At 58.2% G+C, this 16,288-nt stretch carries 14 protein-coding genes; 3 read left to right on the top strand and 11 right to left on the bottom strand.

Features of this window, described 5'->3' with window-relative positions:
* The first annotated feature begins 622 nt into the window (after window positions 1-622).
* The gene (locus ACZCED_RS06270) at window positions 623-2,455 is read left to right on the top strand and encodes a L,D-transpeptidase family protein (protein ID WP_464860443.1); all 1,833 of its coding nucleotides are present in this window, start codon (window positions 623-625) and stop codon (window positions 2,453-2,455) included.
* Between the two features lie 160 nt (window positions 2,456-2,615).
* On the opposite strand, the gene ACZCED_RS06265 is transcribed toward ACZCED_RS06270, so the two are convergent.
* The 5 genes from ACZCED_RS06265 to ACZCED_RS06245 all read right to left on the bottom strand — a co-directional run bounded on the left by ACZCED_RS06265 (window position 2,616) and on the right by ACZCED_RS06245 (window position 9,067).
* Entirely contained in the window at window positions 2,616-3,584 is a 969-nt protein-coding gene (locus tag ACZCED_RS06265) for an ABC transporter ATP-binding protein (protein ID WP_462969920.1), read from the bottom strand.
* Window positions 3,581-4,591 carry an ABC transporter ATP-binding protein gene (locus tag ACZCED_RS06260; protein WP_464860442.1) on the bottom strand — a complete coding sequence of 337 codons (1,011 nt, stop codon included), beginning with the start codon at window positions 4,589-4,591 and terminating at the stop codon, window positions 3,581-3,583. The genes ACZCED_RS06265 and ACZCED_RS06260 overlap by 4 nt, the downstream gene beginning before the upstream one ends.
* A gap of 235 nt (window positions 4,592-4,826) precedes the next feature.
* Window positions 4,827-5,993: an ABC transporter permease gene (locus ACZCED_RS06255; RefSeq protein WP_462969922.1), complete on the bottom strand. Its 1,167-nt coding sequence runs from the start codon at window positions 5,991-5,993 to the stop codon at window positions 4,827-4,829.
* Complete coding sequence (locus tag ACZCED_RS06250) at window positions 5,993-6,952, bottom strand: ABC transporter permease (RefSeq protein WP_462969923.1); 960 nt, start codon at window positions 6,950-6,952, stop codon at window positions 5,993-5,995. The genes ACZCED_RS06255 and ACZCED_RS06250 overlap by 1 nt, the downstream gene beginning before the upstream one ends.
* Window positions 6,953-6,961: 9 nt before the next feature.
* A complete protein-coding gene (locus ACZCED_RS06245; protein ID WP_464860441.1) occupies window positions 6,962-9,067 on the bottom strand; it encodes an ABC transporter substrate-binding protein in 2,106 nt (701 codons plus the stop codon).
* Between the two features lie 389 nt (window positions 9,068-9,456).
* Between ACZCED_RS06245 and ACZCED_RS06240 the strand changes: the two genes are divergently transcribed.
* The gene (locus ACZCED_RS06240) at window positions 9,457-10,656 is read left to right on the top strand and encodes a M24 family metallopeptidase (protein WP_462969925.1); all 1,200 of its coding nucleotides are present in this window, start codon (window positions 9,457-9,459) and stop codon (window positions 10,654-10,656) included.
* A gap of 248 nt (window positions 10,657-10,904) precedes the next feature.
* Here ACZCED_RS06240 and rpsI read toward each other — a convergent pair whose 3' ends face one another.
* A complete protein-coding gene (gene rpsI, locus ACZCED_RS06235; protein WP_462969926.1) occupies window positions 10,905-11,300 on the bottom strand; it encodes a 30S ribosomal protein S9 in 396 nt (131 codons plus the stop codon).
* 44 nt (window positions 11,301-11,344) lie between these two features.
* Window positions 11,345-11,782, bottom strand: a complete 438-nt coding sequence (rplM, locus tag ACZCED_RS06230; protein ID WP_462969927.1) for a 50S ribosomal protein L13 — start codon at window positions 11,780-11,782, stop codon at window positions 11,345-11,347.
* 165 nt (window positions 11,783-11,947) lie between these two features.
* Between rplM and cyaB the strand changes: the two genes are divergently transcribed.
* Window positions 11,948-12,571, top strand: coding sequence for a class IV adenylate cyclase (gene cyaB, locus ACZCED_RS06225; protein WP_462969928.1), 624 nt, complete (start codon window positions 11,948-11,950; stop codon window positions 12,569-12,571).
* Window positions 12,572-12,736: 165 nt separating this feature from the next.
* Here the strand turns inward: cyaB and ACZCED_RS06220 are convergent, their stop codons facing one another.
* The 4 genes from ACZCED_RS06220 to ruvB form a co-directional block, all read right to left on the bottom strand.
* Window positions 12,737-13,081, bottom strand: coding sequence for a bactofilin family protein (locus ACZCED_RS06220; RefSeq protein WP_462969929.1), 345 nt, complete (start codon window positions 13,079-13,081; stop codon window positions 12,737-12,739).
* A 70-nt stretch (window positions 13,082-13,151) separates the two neighbouring features.
* Window positions 13,152-14,333 (bottom strand): hypothetical protein, encoded by a 1,182-nt coding sequence (locus tag ACZCED_RS06215; protein ID WP_464860440.1) that lies wholly within the window; start codon window positions 14,331-14,333, stop codon window positions 13,152-13,154.
* A 59-nt stretch (window positions 14,334-14,392) separates the two neighbouring features.
* On the bottom strand, window positions 14,393-15,196 hold the full coding sequence (locus ACZCED_RS06210) for an SAM hydrolase/SAM-dependent halogenase family protein (protein ID WP_462969931.1): 804 nt from the start codon (window positions 15,194-15,196) through the stop codon (window positions 14,393-14,395).
* A 4-nt stretch (window positions 15,197-15,200) separates the two neighbouring features.
* Window positions 15,201-16,241: a Holliday junction branch migration DNA helicase RuvB gene (ruvB, locus tag ACZCED_RS06205; protein ID WP_464860439.1), complete on the bottom strand. Its 1,041-nt coding sequence runs from the start codon at window positions 16,239-16,241 to the stop codon at window positions 15,201-15,203.
* Window positions 16,242-16,288: the final 47 nt, after the last annotated feature.

The following is a 16,288-nucleotide window of genomic DNA, read 5'->3' as shown; positions in this document are numbered from 1 at the left end:
TCGGTCAAAAAAGGTAATGGTCCTGGCTCGGCAAACCGAGCGTTGGTTTTCCCGGCGGGGATCTTGCCCGCTAACGGAACAGGCTGCCAGGATTCTGCAGCGATCGCATGGATGCGCCTTGTTTCCTGAATGGGTCGGGATCCATCGAAAACCACAATGTAACTATATTATAGCTACTTTGTGAATATATGAAGATTTCTCAATGGGATGTCAAGTATTTTTTAAGCTGAAACCGTTGAATCAACCTGCCATGCAACGGTTTTCAGCATCGCGTGTCGGGCCCGGGGCGACAGGGTGTGTAAATAATGTTCACATCCTGATGGATTTGATGTTTATTTCTTAAATAATGGGCATATTTTTTCACAATTTAACCATTCACCGATACCTCCTTGAATCTCTTATCTCTTCATCTTTCCGTAATAACGAAGAAAATCACCTTTAGATAAAAATAACAGGGTTGGTCCGTATCTTGAAATCGAACATGGGTAGGTCGCCCGGTCCGCTGGCCGACGGTCCTTGGACCGGCCTACCACAATGGTTCGATTCTCCGTTGGCTGGGTTGCCTTGCAGCCAGCCCACCGGATCACCGCCGGCAAACCGATAAAAAGCGCTAAAACAACCAATGAAGATCGACGTTATCATAACCGCCATGTTGATGGTGATCACGCTCTTTCAACTACCGATCATGGCGTTGGCGGAACCCATCCACCCGTCCGTTGAGCATGAGCTGCTGGAATGGCTGGTACCGATTGCGGACCTGGATGATGAAACGTCGGACGCGGCGGTCGGCAACCCACTGGTTCCCGTGGCGCGATTCTACCGCATGGTCGACTATCGGCCGGTATGGATGGATGCTAACGGACTGAGGCCGCAGGGGCAAATCCTCTGGGCGGCCATCATGGGTTCCTCCGGTGACGGCCTGCGGCCGGACGACTACCTTTTCCCTGCGCTGGAATGGCCGTTGAACGACTCGGTTTCGCTGTCCGATTCGATCCATCTTTCTTACCTGAAGCGATATGTCCAGATGGATGTCGCCCTGACCGGCGCGATACTCAATTATGCCATCCATTTGTGGCAGGGCCGCCTTGCACCGGAAACCCTTGCCCACATGGGGTTAACCAATCAGCGAACGGCTGGCAGAGATCTGCCTGCCGAGCTGGCCGCTGCCGTAAACGAAAATCGACTGACCGCATTTATTGAACAATTGCGGCCCAAGCAAAAAGCATACATACGCTTGAGATCCACCTTGAAGCAATATGAGGAAATCCGGAAAACCGGCGGATGGCCGGCAATTGCACCGGGCCCAACGTTGCAGTGGGGAGATCAGGGTCCCCGCGTGTCGGCACTGCGCAACCGACTGGCCCTGTCAGGCGACCTGAGCACCGACCTGCCGGTTGACGAAAGCATATATGACCGGGGGCTGGAAACGGCAGTCATGCGGTTTCAGTATCGTCATGGACTGATTCCGGACGGCGTCGTCGGCAGGAAGACGCAGACCGCCCTGTCCGTTTCCGTTGAAGAACGAATCCTCCAGCTGCAGCTCAACATGGAGCGATGGCGATGGTATCCGGACAGTTTCGGTAAGCGGTACGTGATGGTCAATATCCCCGATTACACGCTGAGCGTCATCGAGGACGACTGGACGGTCAGGCGCATGCGCGCCATCGTCGGCAAGTCACGCCGCCAGACCCCTGCCCTGTCCGGCCGAATGACATACCTCGAGTTCAATCCCTATTGGAATATCCCTCGAAACATTGCCCGCAAGGATATCCTGCCCAAGGTCGTCAGCGACCCGGATTACCTGACCCGGCAAGGCATCCGGGTATTTGACAGCTGGGACCATCAGGCCCGTGAACTGGATCCGGCAGCAATCATATGGGAGAACCTGTCACCCCGCCATTTTCCTTACCGTCTCAGGCAGGATCCATCGGACGTGAATGCACTGGGGCGCGTCAAGTTCATGTTTCCCAATCCTCAGAGCGTCTACATCCACGACACCCCCGGCAGGGGCCTCTTCAACCGGCAGGAGCGGCATTTTTCCTCCGGATGCGTTCGGGTGGAAATGCCCCTGGACCTGGCCCACTACCTGTTGGACGGCCAGGGGTGGGACCGCAATCGTCTTGAGGCCGCCGTGATGAACGGACAGCGGCAAACCGTGGTGCTTGAGGACCCCATCCCGGTGCATCTGGTATATTTCACCGCCTGGGTGGATGCAGATGGGACGGTGAACTTCAGGGAGGACATTTACCATCGGGACCGCAATCTGATGGTCGCCCTCAACAATCACCATACCGATCTGATCGTCTGCGGCAACGATGCGATGAGAAGCCATCTGATGGCGGTCTGTTCGCCATTGCCAACCGATGCGAACGCCAGGGCAGACGTTTCAACCCGCATGGCCGCATCCATGGAGCCGCCCGGCGAAGCGGCAGGCGACCCCACGACCGGTCTCTGACAGGGCCATTTGCGTCTGCCCGCTCCTCGCCTGATGGTGGCGGAGCGATCGATTGAAATGTCCCCTCGTCAAGCCACGGGCAAACGTTACCGTGTAGAAAAAATCGATTTTCAGTCCGCTGGCCCATCCCGCCGCGAGCGACGGGGAGTGCGGTCGCGGTTCAAACCGCATTCCAGCAGCGCACGTAATGATCATCACCCACCTTGACCATGTCGGCCGGCTCCCTTTTGCAGTCATCACCGAAGTCGGGGCATTGATCGCCGAAGGCACACCCATCGGGCAGCACTGCTCGCTGCAGTCCAACCCTCACTTGGGGTGTCCACCCGACCTCTGTGGTTTCGGGAACGGCGGCCAGCAGGTTGAGGGTATAGGGGTGGCAGGGATGATCGAAAAGCTCGATTGCCGGCGCCGATTCCACGATGCGGCCTCGATACATCACACAGACGTGGTCGCAGATGTAACTGACCACGTTGAGGTCATGGGAGATGAAAAGGTAGCTTAACCCCAGCTCTTCCTGAAGATCTTTGAGCAGGTTAATGATTTGCGCCTGAATGGAGACATCCAGCGCCGAGATGGGTTCATCGCAGAGGATCAACTGGGGAGAGACGCTCAGCGCGCGGGCGATGCCCACCCGCTGCCGCTGGCCGCCGCTGAATTCATGGGGATAGCGACCGGCGCTGGCTGCCGGCATGCCCACCATGTCCAGCAATTGCCCAATCCGTTTGCGCTGGTCGGATTTGTCCCTGATGCCTGCCATGCGAACACCATCGCACACGGATTGGGCCACGGTCATGCGCGGATTGAGAGAACTATAGGGGTCCTGGAAGATCATTTGAATCTGTTTGCGCAGCGGTTTGAATTCACGCTCGTTCAATGCGGTGATCTCCCGGCCGTTGAACTGAACGGTGCCGCCGTCGGGATCCAGCAGCCGGAGAATCAGGCGCGCCACCGTGGATTTGCCGCACCCGCTTTCGCCCACCAGTCCCAGCGTCTGGCGGGGCTGAATCTCCAGGTCCACCCCGTCCACGGCCCGCACATAACCGCCAACCCGCTGAAGCAGGCCGCGGCGCACCGGAAAGTATTTTTTCAGGGCCGCTAGTCGAAGCAGGGGCGTGGCCGGTCCGGTCATGCGCTGGCCCCCCCGGTTCGGCCGCGGGCGGAAAAAAGGATGGGGCAGCGGGCCTGGTGCCCCTTTCCGTAGTCGCAAAGGTCGGGGAACTCGTTTTCGCAAACCGGTTCACGGTATTGGCAGCGCGGATGAAACGGACAGCCCTTCGGCCGGTATGCCGGATGGGGAACGCTGCCCGGAATGTTATATAGGCGCAGGCCCCGTTTTTTCTTGGTGGGCAGTGCATCCAGAAGCGCGATGGTATATGGGTGCCTGGCGTTTCCAAAGATCATGCCGGTGGCGCCTTGTTCCACCACCACGCCGGCATACATGACATAGACCTGATCGGCAATGGCCGCCACCACACCGAGGTCGTGGGTGATATATTGGATGGCCATGTTTTTTTCCTGTTTGAGTTTTTTCAACAGACCCAGGATCTGGGCTTGCACGGTGACGTCCAGGGCGGTCGTGGGTTCGTCGGCGATAATCAGGTCCGGCTCGCAGGCCAGGGCCATGGCGATCATCACCCGCTGGCGCTGTCCGCCGCTGAGCTGGTGGGGGTAATCGCCCAACCGCTGTTGCGGGTCGACAATGCCCACATCGTCCAGCAGCTGGATCGTGCGGCGGTGAACCTCAGCGTTCGACACCCGTTCGTGGGCCAACACCGTCTCGCCGATCTGGTCGCCGACGGTAAACACCGGGTTCAGGGAGGTCATGGGTTCTTGGAAAACCATGGCGATGCGTTTGCCCCGCAGGGCGCGCAGTTCATCCTGCGGTATATCCAAAAGGGATCGGCCGTCAAAGGTGATCCGGCCGCCGGCGATCGATGCCGGAGGCTGCTTGAGCAATCCCAAAATGGCCAGGGCCGTCACTGTCTTCCCGCAGCCGGACTCCCCCACGATGCAGACCGTCTCCCGGCGTCGGACGTAAAAATTCACGCCATCCACCGCCCGGGCCACGGGTCCCTCGCCTACAAAGTGGACCTTCAGGTTTTCCACGGAAAGCAATATGTCGTTCGGTTCAGCCATAATAAGCGTTAGATTCCGGGCTAAAAATTGGCTTTACAGCCTTTTCAAAGATTCAAGGTCAAGGCGGCTGAGAAAACCTTCATTTCGAATCAGGTGGCATTCAGAAAGGGTGGATTTTGATTCAGGCCAAGGCCTCAGCAATTTGGTAACCGCAGGCGTAGCAGCGCTACGTCGAGGATTGCCAAATTGCTGAGAACACCGGCCTCGGTCGAAAGATGCCCTTTCTGAATACCACCTAATTGCGTTCGCGCAGCTTGGGATTCAATATATCCCGCATCCCCTCTCCGAACAGGTTAAATGCCAGCACAACAACTAAAATCACCACGCCCGGCGCGAAGGTCAGCCAGGGGGCGTCGAAAATGAAGGCCTTGCCGTCAGACAAAATATTGCCCCATGTGGCGTGGGGGGGGGGTACGCCGAAACCCAAAAAACTCAGCCCCGCCTCGGTGAGCATGGCCGACGCAATGCCCAGGGTGGCCGAAACCAGAACCGGCGCAACGGCGTTGGGCATGATGTGGCGAAAGATGATACGGGCGTCGCTGATACCCAATGCCTTGGCAGCCGCGACAAAATCCTGTTCTCTCAATGACAGGAATTCGGCGCGCACGAAACGGGTAGTCCCCATCCAACTGGTCAGGCCGATAATGACCATGATGTTGTAGATACTCGGCGGCAGCAGGGCCACCACCGTGAGAATCAGAAAAAACGAGGGGAAGCAGAGCATGATGTCCACGGCGCGCATGATCAGGGTGTCCACCTGCATGGTCGGCAGCACCATCCATTTCAGGTAGGCGGGCCAAGGAGACACGCTGCGCCGGTGTTGGTTGGTGATGACCATTCCGGCGATGGCGGTGACCAGCAGAACGGCGGCTGCCATGAATAGCCGATGATAGGCCAGAACGGCAGCCACGACCGACAACAGCCCGAAGATAATATGGCCCGACTGAATGTAATTCCGCCCGTAGTATCCGGCGATGCCACCCAGCAGGATGCCGATACCCACGGCAATGCCCACGGCCACGAAGCCCACCGTCAGCGACACCCAGGCCCCCTGGAGCATGCGGGCAAACACATCCCGCCCCAGTTCATCCGTGCCCAGCATATAGACGCCCAGGGCGGGCAGCGCTTCCGGCCGCAGGCGCTCAGCTTTAGGGGCGGACAGGGGAGGCCGCAGCTTTTCCTGCAGGCGCACGCGGGCGGGGTCCAGGATGGGATCCTTGCCGGACGTTACCGCCAATCCGGCAACGGCAACGGCAAAAAAAACCAGAAAAATGACCAGGCCGCTGAGGGCCATTCGGTTTTTGCGAAGCAGGTGCCATGTCTCCGCCCAGGGCGTGCGGGATGGCGGCATAAAGGTCTCATCGATCCCCACTGCCACGCTATTGTTGTCAGGAGCCGCCATCAGAGTTTAATCCTCGGGTCGACCACCATGTAAAGCAGGTCCGAGACCATGGTGCCCACCAGCACCAACACGGCGGTGATGAAGTTAACCGTTAGAATGACGGGGTAATCTCTGCTCAGGATGGCCTCATAGGCCATGCGCCCCATGCCGGGCCAGGAAAAAATCGATTCGATGATCACCGACCCACCGATGAGACCGGGCAGAATCAGCCCGAACATGGTGACGAAGGGCAAAAGCGCGTTGCGCAGGGCGTGCCGGTAGTATACGGTTTCGGGCGGCAGCCCTTTGGCCCGAGCCGTGCGCACATAGTCCTGTCCGATAATCTCCAGCATCTGGCTGCGCACATACCTCGACAGCACGGCCACCCCGCCGGTAGCCCCGAGAATGGAGGGCAGTACCAGATGCCAGGTGCGATCCATGACCTGGACAAAAGGGGACGCCGAGGTCACACCGAATGTCTCCATGCCGATGACCGGCACTTGCAGCTTGGTGACGGTCAGAATGATGAGGATATAGGCAAAAAAGAACCCCGGGATGGAGATGAGCAGGTAGGCCAGAAAGGTGGCTGATTTATCGTAAAGCCCGTCCCGCTTGATGGCCGATCGTATTCCCACGGGAAATGAAAAGGTCCAGGTCAGGATGGTACCCACGATAAACAGGGGAAGGCTGTTCAGAAACCGCTCCCCTATCTTCCCCAGCACCGGCAGATTGTCGCGCCAGGATACGATCCGGCCGGTGAACAGATTTTTGTAAAAAAGCATGTACTGGACATGCAGGGGCTTGTCCAGGTTGAACTCCGTGCGCATGCGCGCCACCATCTCGGGGGTGAACTTGGGATTCAGCGGGTCGATCTGGCTGGGTTCGCCCGGGGCCAGGTGGATGATCAAAAAGGAGATCACCGAGACGAAAAAAAGGGTCGCGACCTTTTGGACGATGCTCCTTCCCAAATATGCCAGCATGGGTGCTCCCTATCCGTCGGCCGACAATTCGGGTGGCCGGTTCAGTTTGATCCACTGGTTGAAATGATAGCTGTAGCTGCCGGTTTTGGTGGGGACGATAGGCTGGTAGACGGTGCGGCCGTCGGCCCCGGTGACGGCCCTTACGATGCGCTTGTCAAGCAAAGCGGTCCAGCGGCTGACGTACAAGAAGGTATACGGCTGCTCCGCGGCGATGATTTCATGCAACCGGTGGCAATAGGCCACCTGGCGCTCATGATCGTACTCCTGTCGGATTTTTAAGATCAAATCGTCGGCCGTGGGGTTGGAAAACCCCACGAAATTGAGTTGAAAGGGGCCGCTCTGGCTGGAATGCCAGATTTGGAACAGATCGGGATCGATGCCCATCGACCAGCCCAGTATCAGGGCGTCATAGTCGAGTTGATTGACGCGTCGTTGAATGAAAACCGACCACTCCAGCAAATCGGTCTCAACCTGAATGCCGATCTTCTTCCATGCATCCTGGGCAATGGCCAGAATGGCTTTTCGCAGTGGATTGCCGTTGTTGGTGATCAGGGTGAAGGCGAGGCGCTTGCCGTTTTTTTGCAAATAGCCGTCGCTTCCACGCCGCCACCCGGCCTCTCCCAACAGCCTGACCGCACCATCCGGGTCATAGGGCAACGGGGCAATGTCGTGGTTATAAAAATCGGTCTGTTTCACGAATGGACCGGTTATGGACTCTCCCTGGCCGTATAGCACGTAGTCGATGATTTCCTGGGTGTTGATGGCCATGCCCAACGCCCGCCGCACCCGGGGATCGGTGAACGGCTCCCGCCTGGCATTGTAGCCGATGTAGGAGTAACCGAAGGCGGTGCCTGAAAAATGTTGAAAGCGTTCATCTTTGCTGAACCGCGCCACCTGGTGGGGCAGCACGTTGTAGTCGTCGACCGTGCCGGCATAAAACTCCATCTCCTGGGTCAGGGGATCGGGAATGATGCGCATCACGTATTCCTGATAGTTGGGTGCGCCCTCCCAATAGGCGTCGAAACGCTTCAGACGAACGAACTGGTCCGATTTCCACTCCTGGAATACGAAGGGTCCGCAGCCGACGGGCTGACGGTTGAATCGGCTCTGGCGCATGCCGAACCCTTCCGGTTGCTGGTCCTTTGCGGCCGCCTCTTCGGCAAGCGCCTGGTCACTGAGCAGGTGAGCCGGTAAAATACCCATGCCCCACGTCGCAAAAGCCGGCGAATAGAGCCGTTTGTATACAATGCGCACCGTGTATGGGTCGACGACCACCACCTCTTTCACCGGTTCGTAGTCGGGAATGCGCGGTGAAAGGTTCTTGGGGTTGAGGATGGCGTCATAGGTGAACTTGACATCCACGGCGGTCACCTCATGGCCGTCGTGAAACTTGATCCCCGGCCGAAGATAGAACTCGATGATGGGATTGTGGGCGATGGAGGGCATTAGCTCTTTTGCCCTGGCTTCAAGCTGTGCGGCGTCCAGGCCGGGTTCGGCGGTCACATGAATGGTGGGGTCGAACGTGTCGAAATAGCCTTCTCCCAACAGGCTACCCAGGCGCTCAAAGAGCGTCTGGTCCACCCGATCGAGCACGATGCGGACCCGCTGGGGAACCTTGGCCCGTAGGGTAATGGGACGGTTTGTCTCTCCTTCGGTAATCGAAACGGTTTGTGTGATATCTTCCGGTGGCAGCAAATCGACGCCCCTGACATGCTGCCATTCAGGTGTGGTAGGATCCATGGCGGCACGAAGTTTCGATACCAGGGCAATTGGATCGATGAGACCCCACCGGGCCGTGGCGGCTTTGTCGTTGATGTGGAAAAAAGCATGTTCGTATATCTTCCATCCGTGGGCCACTCGGCCGCGAAACTGGAGGTTCTCATCCCGGTCGATGAGACCTTCGAATACCAGCCCGTTGATCTGGCTGCTGGCACTGTCGGCGGAAATGGTGGGATTTAGCATGGCGGCATCGCCGGAAGAACTGGTTATAAATTGCACCAGCCGATCCGGATTGCCCCGGGTCTGCTCCTCATAGGTGGGCACCCAAAAATAGGAGATCATCAGCACGAGGGAGACAAGGGCTGGTGCGATGATGAGAAAACGTCGTACGCTCATAAGTGGTGGTTTGCCTGCATGGGCCGCTGGGACCGGCCTGAATTAAATCACTCCATCCGCACAAGCAGCGGTCGTTCCGGACTGCGCATAAGGAATGGAATTCACGTTAGATTAGGCAAAAGGTCCGGTGAAGTCAAGCAAAGACATCTCAAGGGGTCCGGTGCATGGACATGTCGGCGAGTCTTCTTAAAATGACCGCCTGCCCAGCGGCTGAGGCTTTCGCAGATACCGCCCCGACCCCACTTCACCGACCAACGAAATGTCAACCGCTCCGGCATCCATGGTTCCGGGCACTTGACTTTACCTCGGACCGGGTCTTATTTTCGAGCTTGATGGTCTACCTGTCCGTTCAAACGCAACCTGCAACCACTGAGAAAGGATGTCGCCCAATGATCGACCAGGGCTTTTCCACGCCGAAAGCTGAAATCGACCGACGCATCGCGAAACTCCAGCGACGGCTCCTGCATGAGGGCATCGACGGCGCGCTGATCCTGCAAAATACGGATCTGTTCTATTTTTCGGGGACCATTCAGCAATCGCATCTATACATACCCGCCCAGGGTCCGCCGCTGCTGATGGTCCGCAAGAGCCTGCAGCGCGCCAAAGCGGAGTCTCCCCTCCCCGCCATCCTTGCGTTGAACAGCCCCAAGCAGCTCATGGCCCTGATTCGGGAAAATGGCCTGGAACCGCCGGCTATTATGGGCATGGAACTGGACGTGCTGCCGACCAACATCTACTTTTCATACAAGCGGCTGCTTCCCGGGGTGGACATTCGGGATGTCTCCATACCGATCCGCATGGTCCGGGCGGTCAAGTCCGCTTACGAACTGGACCTGATCCGGCAGGCGGCCGCCTTCTCCGACCAGGTGGCGGAGACCGTACCCCGTCTGCTACGCGAGGGACTGACCGAAATCGAGTTGGCGGGCATGGTCGAAGCCCAGGCCCGGCGACTGGGCCACCAGGGCATCGTGCGTATGCGCTTGTGGGGCGCGGAAATGTTCTACGGACACCTCATGTCCGGGCCCGCCGCAGCGGTGCCCAGCTTCCTGGCGTCTCCCACCGGTGGCGCATCGGTCAGTGCTGCCGTGGCTCAGGGGCCCAGTTTCAGACGACTAAAACGGCAGGAACCGATTTTATTTGACTATGTGTTTGCCTGGAAGGGCTACATCAGCGACCACACCCGGATCTATGCCATCGGACGCCCGTCGCAGCAGTTGGTGGATGCCCATGCCCACATGCTGGACTTGCAGGAGCAGATCAAAGCCCTGGCTACACCCGGCACAAGCGCCGGGGATCTTTATGCGGCGGCCATCGAGATTGCCGCCCGCAAAGGGGTCGATGCGCATTTCATGGGTGCCGGGGCAGACCGCATACGGTTCATCGGTCACGGCGTGGGGTTGGAACTGGATGAATTCCCTTTCCTGGCCCATGGTCAGACGACACCATTGGAGGAGGGCATGGTTATCGCCCTGGAGCCGAAGCTGGTCTTCCCGGGCAAAGGGGTCGTCGGAATCGAGAATACCCATGTGGTCACCCGGAGCGGACTCGAGCAGTTGACGCACGCCGAGCAGCAGATCGTATCGGTATAGCTGTGGACGGCTGCGTCAAAAGCCCGATATCTGCGTTATGCTTCATCCCTCGTCGCTGCGGCGTACCGATAGTACGCCTCATTCCTCGGGATTCGCAAGCCTTGATCTCGGGCTTTTGAAACAGCCGTCGGAAACCCGGCTATTTCTGCAATGACACAAATAAACGCGTTCAATACGACGGGACGCAGACACAAAAAGGGAGCAGAATACGATCTGCTCCCTTTTTTAAATTGATTGAAATGAGTAGATTAACGCTTGGAGAACTGGAACCGGGCCCGGGCACCCTTCTGGCCGTACTTCTTTCTCTCTTTTTCTCTCGGGTCCCGCTTGATGAAACCGGCACGCTTGAGTGAAGGGCGTAAATCTGGATCGAACTGAATCAGGGCCTTGGTGATACCATGGCGCACCGCACCCGCCTGCCCGGAGATACCGCCCCCATGGACTTTGATGCTGATGTCGAAGGCATCCAGATTATTGGTCAGGGCCAGCGGCTGCCGCAGAATGGTCCTGGCCGTGCCCACCAAAAAATACTCATCCGCAGGCCGACCGTTAACAGTAATGACACCGGTGCCGGGCTTGATCCAGGTTCTAGCGATGGCACTCTTTCTTTTTCCGGTAGCGTAATTTGTTTTTTCTGTTGCCATTAAATTCCCCAGTAATCAACGTTATGCTATGGTTTCCCCTGCCATTATTGGATATTCATCGTTTCCGGCTGCTGGGCCTCATGGGGATGCTGGTCCCCGGCGTAAACCTTGAGTTTCTTAAACAGCCTGCGTCCCAAACTATTTTTGGGCAGCATGCCTTTAACGGCGAAACGGATCACATCCTCAGGTTTTTTTTCAATCAGTTTTTTGGCGGTAATGGTCTTTAACCCGCCGATGTAGCCGCTGTGGCGGTAGTAGTTCTTCTGATCCATTTTTCTGCCGGTGAGGACGATCTTTTCGGCATTGACCACCACCACCGAATCACCCAGGTCTGCATGGGGGGTGTAGAGCGGATTGTTTTTGCCGCGCAGGGCGGCAGCGACCTGGGAGGCCAGCCGGCCAAGGATGGCACCCTCGGCATCCACCACCCACCATTTGTTTTGATTATCAGAGTCTTTTGCGCTGTAGGTATATTTTTTCACCAGTTTGTCTCCTGTTCCTTTCTTAGAATCAGGGACTATTAATAGATAACCGCATCCGTGTCAAGAAAAAAGTAGGCCGGATAATGGCATCAATCTGCCGTTTTCATTCGCCCGGTCATCTATTGTTTTGACAACGGCCACGATTTTTGCAATTTTCCAGCTATCATGGAACATCTTGAAATTGAATTGAAATTTATTATGCCTAATCGATCCGGCCTGCGCGACCGCCTCCTGGATCTCGGCGCGGCATGCACCGGCAAACGCACATTCGAGCATAATATCCGCTACGAAACCGCGGACGGCCGCCTGCAGAAAAACAACTGCCTGTTGCGTTTGAGAAAAGACCAAGGCACCACGCTCACTTTCAAGTCTCCACCACCGACGACCGACACCCGTTTTAAGATTCACCGCGAACTGGAAGTGAGTGTCGGTGATTTCGACGCCATGGACGCCATCTTGAATGCCCTGGGTTATTGTCGCTGCCAGGTCTACGAAAAATGGCGCGAAACCTGGCAGTTGAACGACGCCACCCTGTGCCTGGACACCATGCCCTTCGGCAGGTTTCTGGAAATCGAAGGTTCACCGGACACGATCATGCAAAATGTCCACGCCCTTGGGCTAAATTGGGAACGGCGTATTCTTTCCAGCTATCTGGCCATATTCGAAATCCTGCGCGACAAGGCAGGGCTGCCCTTCAGCGACGTCACGTTCGACAACTTCAACACCGTCAACATTCGTTTTGACCGATACGCCAGCCTGTTTGAAGCCGGTGACCGCGGCGGCCAGTAACCTGGCAGGCGAAAACGGGTTTCGTTTGCGTCCATAAGGAGGGATACCGATTCCCCGTTCGCTCGCCGCGCCCGCCGCAAGCGGCGGGGAATGGGCTCGGCGGTGCGGTTCAATCGGATGAGAACGCCGGTCTGGAAAAAAGATGCCCTATACGGCCGCAAACGATTATTTTTTCCCCTGAGCCGGCCGTTGGCAGGTCACCCGGGCGTCCAGGCGGCCGCCGGCCTCTACCACCAGATCCCCGCAGATGATCTCACCGGTGCATTTTCCCGTGGACAGAATCACCAACTGCCCCGACGTTTCCACACGGCCCTCAAAGCTGCCTCCGACCGTCATGGTATCGGCCTTGGTATCTGCGGCAATGTGCCCCTCCTCGCTGATGACCACGCTCTCACCGGTGAGGGTGCCCTTGACCGACCCCTTGACCACCAGGTTGCCCTTGCCTACCAGGGATCCATCTACGGTCATCCCTTTGTCGATGATGGAAAACTTATTGCCATTGTCCTTCACATCCGCTCTCCTGATAACTGGGTCGTAACCATGGAAGGGGACGGCTCGGAAAGATCACGTTTCCCGGACTTTAAAACCGGGAACGGACGTCTTCTTTCTTTACCGGGTCAACACCTTCAGTCAGTGATGGGTCATCGACCGGCGTTCCGGCCGGTACCGCCGGCGACGCGGCCCCGGCATCGCTTTCCGGGGAGGGTGTCACTGGCAGCGTCTCCGCCGCCGCTCCCGAATCCTCCGGCGGTGCCGCTGGATCAGGCGGCGTATTGGCTGACCCCGATTCCTCCGGGATGGCGGCTGTTCCGGAGTCGTTGACCGGCTTCACCGCGGGTGCGGAGACCGGTTCCGCCTCCGGTGGGGGAGCAGGCAGATCGACGGAGAAATCTTTTTCCAGGATTTTGGCCCCGGAAGAATCAAACACATAGACGGTGGCGGTCGTATAGGATGAGGGGTCCGCCTGCCCCATGGCTTTGATTTCCATGTCTCTGAACCGGGAGATTCGGAACGCCTGTCCCCGCTCCCCGTCAGGCTCGCCGTTCACCAGCGCGACACCCGGCATGGCCAGCCACGCATCGGAATCCATCTGGTCGCTTTTAAGCACCACCACACACCGGCCCGCAACCGGGGAAGAGCGGGGGCCGGTATTTTTTACCCGGAATCGCGCCAGGAGAACCTTTTTCCTGGCGTCGTGTTCAATTTCCAGATCATCCATGGCAACCACCGGTTGCTCGGGTGCTGCGGTTGCTTCCGTTGGGGCAGCGTCCGGAACGGCCGCCTTGGCCACGCTGGCCGGAGGTGTCGCTGCCGGGGGTGCGGATGCGGGTTTGGCGGCCGCCTGGCCGGCGGCACCGCTGGATGGGGTTTCTTTTTCGCCGTCAGCGACTGTTGGTTCGGGAACCGGTTTGGCATCGACGGGTTCCACAGGCGGTTGCCGCTCCGCGCGCGACTGCCGACGGGGAACCGGCAGCCCCGATTTTTCCATGCGTGCTTCAGCCAGCACCAGTTCAGCCGTGATCAATTCATGCTGGCTTTTGTAGTGGACCACCTGGCGGTTGGCATCGGTGAGCTCAGCCATCGTCCGGCGATGTCTGACTTTTTCCGCGGTCAGCTGCCACCCCAACCCGGCACATGCCAGCCCCAGAATCACCAACAGGATCGCCAGCGTCACCGCGATCCCCTTGATTCTCTTGAAAGGAATGATCCGCCCGTCGTCAGCCACCAGCAAAAGCTGCCATCGCTTTTCGGGTTTTGCCATGGGTCAGGTTTTCCTCACGTATGTTATGGCACGGTGTGTGCCGTTTATCGATTCATCCTTCAGGTCAATCGAACCCGAACCGTGTCATGCTTTCCAGCACTCAGGGCTTTCCTCGCGTCGCCTGAGTTGACCGAAATTTCCAGCAGCCCCCGACTGCCGATCACCGCCAGGGGCGTGTGCCTGGGCACGCGGTCATAGGAGGCCACAATGCCGCCAATCGGTTTATCGGCCACGTCCACGATCAGTTTTTTACCGGTGGCCCGCTGGGCCAGTCGATCGATAGTGGTCGCATCGATATTGGTCATCAGGTTGCCGAAACGATCCGCGGCGACCACCACCCCCTCCACACAGACCGGCGTTGAAAACCGGCACCGGGGGACTACCCCGGATACGATGGAGTCCCGATCGACGGCCGGCCCCAGTTCAGCCAGCGGCAACCCGGCTGCCAGATGGGCGGAAACCGGTGCAAAGATGTCCCGGCCATGAAACGTGCGGCTCACCGGCTTTAGAAAGTAAAGCGAATTCTCCACGGAAACCGCCGCGGTAACCGATTGACGGATCAGCACGCGCTCAACCAGTCCATTGTCGGGGGCCACGAATCGCTGTCCGCCGCATTCGATGGCCAGGATCCGGCGCGCCCCGCCCACGCCCGGATCCACCACGGCCACGTGGACGGTCCCGGCAGGGAAGAAGGGGCATGCCGCAGCTAAAACATAGGCCCCGTGGACAACATCCTGAGGCGCGATGGAATGACTGATATCAACAATCCGGACGTCCGGATTGATGCCGGCAATCACCCCCTTCATGACGCCCACGTATTCGTCCTGGGTACCGAAGTCGGTGAGCAGAGTGATCAGGGGCATTCGATTAAAAGAGCTTTCGCTGGACCGGCACGCCCAGATGGCGGTAGGCCGCATCAGAGGCCCGCCGGCCCGATGAGGTACGGATGACCATACCGATCTTCAGCAAGTAAGGTTCGACCACGTCCACCAGGGTATCGGTCTCTTCCTGGAGGGTGGCGGAGATGGCCTCGATACCTACCGGACCGCCGCCGTAATAATCGATGATGGTTTTCAGGTAGCGATGATCCAGCCGGGTGAGCCCCCGGTCATCCACTCCCTCCAGCGCCAGGGCCGCTTCCACGGTGGGCTTGGAAATGGCGCCGTCGCCGCGTACCTGGGCATAATCCCGAACCCGTTTGAGAAGCCGGTTGGCGATCCGGGGCGTCCCCCGCGAGCGTTTGGCCAGCTCCAGAGCACCCAACTTGTCGATCGCGACATCCAGAAGCGACGCTGACCGGGTAGTTATCTTCACCAGGTCATCCAGGCCGTAAAAATCGAGGCTTCGAAAAATACCGAACCGGTCTCGCAGCGGGGCGGAGAGCAGTCCAACCCGCGTGGTGGCTCCCACCAGGGTGAAACACTTCAGCCGGTAACGGTGGCTGCGGGCGTGAATCCCCTTGTCGAAGACAAAGTCCACGGCAAAGTCTTCCATGGCAGGGTAGAGAAATTCCTCGACTGTCTTGGGAGTACGGTGGATTTCGTCAACGAAGAGTACATCTCCTTCTCCCAGGTGCGTGAGGATCCCGATCAGGTCGCCCCCCTTTTCCAAAGCCGGTCCCGATGTCACGGTCAGTGTCCCGCCCATTTCATTGGCAATGATGTGGGCCAAGGTGGTTTTGCCCAACCCCGGCGGACCATGAAAAAGAACGTGTTCCAAGGGTTCTGACCGCATCTGGGCCGCCTCTATGGCGATCTTCAAGGTCTCCACCACCTCGGCCTGCCCGACGTACTCGCGCAGCCGTTCGGGACGCAAGGAGAGAATGTCCGGGTCCCGGTCATCGGGCTGAACGGTGCCATCGATTATTGCCGTGTCATCCGAGCTGTGGGTGAGAATTCGGTCCGCCATCAACAGATCCATGATTGCCGGTCAACCATCTTCAATCAACCGCTTTG

This window comes from Desulfosarcina sp. (genome assembly GCF_055467485.1).
Note: the sequence above shows the minus strand (reverse complement) of the source record. Positions and strands in the feature narration are given on the sequence as shown.

What these genes read in the sequence shown, in the direction of transcription:
- ACZCED_RS06210 (WP_462969931.1), bottom strand. Translation starts at nt 15,196, where the DNA reads ATGCCCCTGATCACTCTGCTCACCGACTTCGGTACCCAGGACGAATAC.
- ACZCED_RS06240 (WP_462969925.1), top strand. Translation starts at nt 9,457, where the DNA reads ATGATCGACCAGGGCTTTTCCACGCCGAAAGCTGAAATCGACCGACGC.
- ruvB (WP_464860439.1), bottom strand. Translation starts at nt 16,241, where the DNA reads ATGGCGGACCGAATTCTCACCCACAGCTCGGATGACACGGCAATAATC.
- ACZCED_RS06265 (WP_462969920.1), bottom strand. Translation starts at nt 3,584, where the DNA reads ATGACCGGACCGGCCACGCCCCTGCTTCGACTAGCGGCCCTGAAAAAA.
- ACZCED_RS06255 (WP_462969922.1), bottom strand. Translation starts at nt 5,993, where the DNA reads ATGGCGGCTCCTGACAACAATAGCGTGGCAGTGGGGATCGATGAGACC.
- ACZCED_RS06260 (WP_464860442.1), bottom strand. Translation starts at nt 4,591, where the DNA reads ATGGCTGAACCGAACGACATATTGCTTTCCGTGGAAAACCTGAAGGTC.
- rpsI (WP_462969926.1), bottom strand. Translation starts at nt 11,300, where the DNA reads ATGGCAACAGAAAAAACAAATTACGCTACCGGAAAAAGAAAGAGTGCC.
- ACZCED_RS06270 (WP_464860443.1), top strand. Translation starts at nt 623, where the DNA reads ATGAAGATCGACGTTATCATAACCGCCATGTTGATGGTGATCACGCTC.
- cyaB (WP_462969928.1), top strand. Translation starts at nt 11,948, where the DNA reads ATGGAACATCTTGAAATTGAATTGAAATTTATTATGCCTAATCGATCC.
- ACZCED_RS06250 (WP_462969923.1), bottom strand. Translation starts at nt 6,952, where the DNA reads ATGCTGGCATATTTGGGAAGGAGCATCGTCCAAAAGGTCGCGACCCTT.
- ACZCED_RS06215 (WP_464860440.1), bottom strand. Translation starts at nt 14,333, where the DNA reads ATGGCAAAACCCGAAAAGCGATGGCAGCTTTTGCTGGTGGCTGACGAC.
- ACZCED_RS06245 (WP_464860441.1), bottom strand. Translation starts at nt 9,067, where the DNA reads ATGAGCGTACGACGTTTTCTCATCATCGCACCAGCCCTTGTCTCCCTC.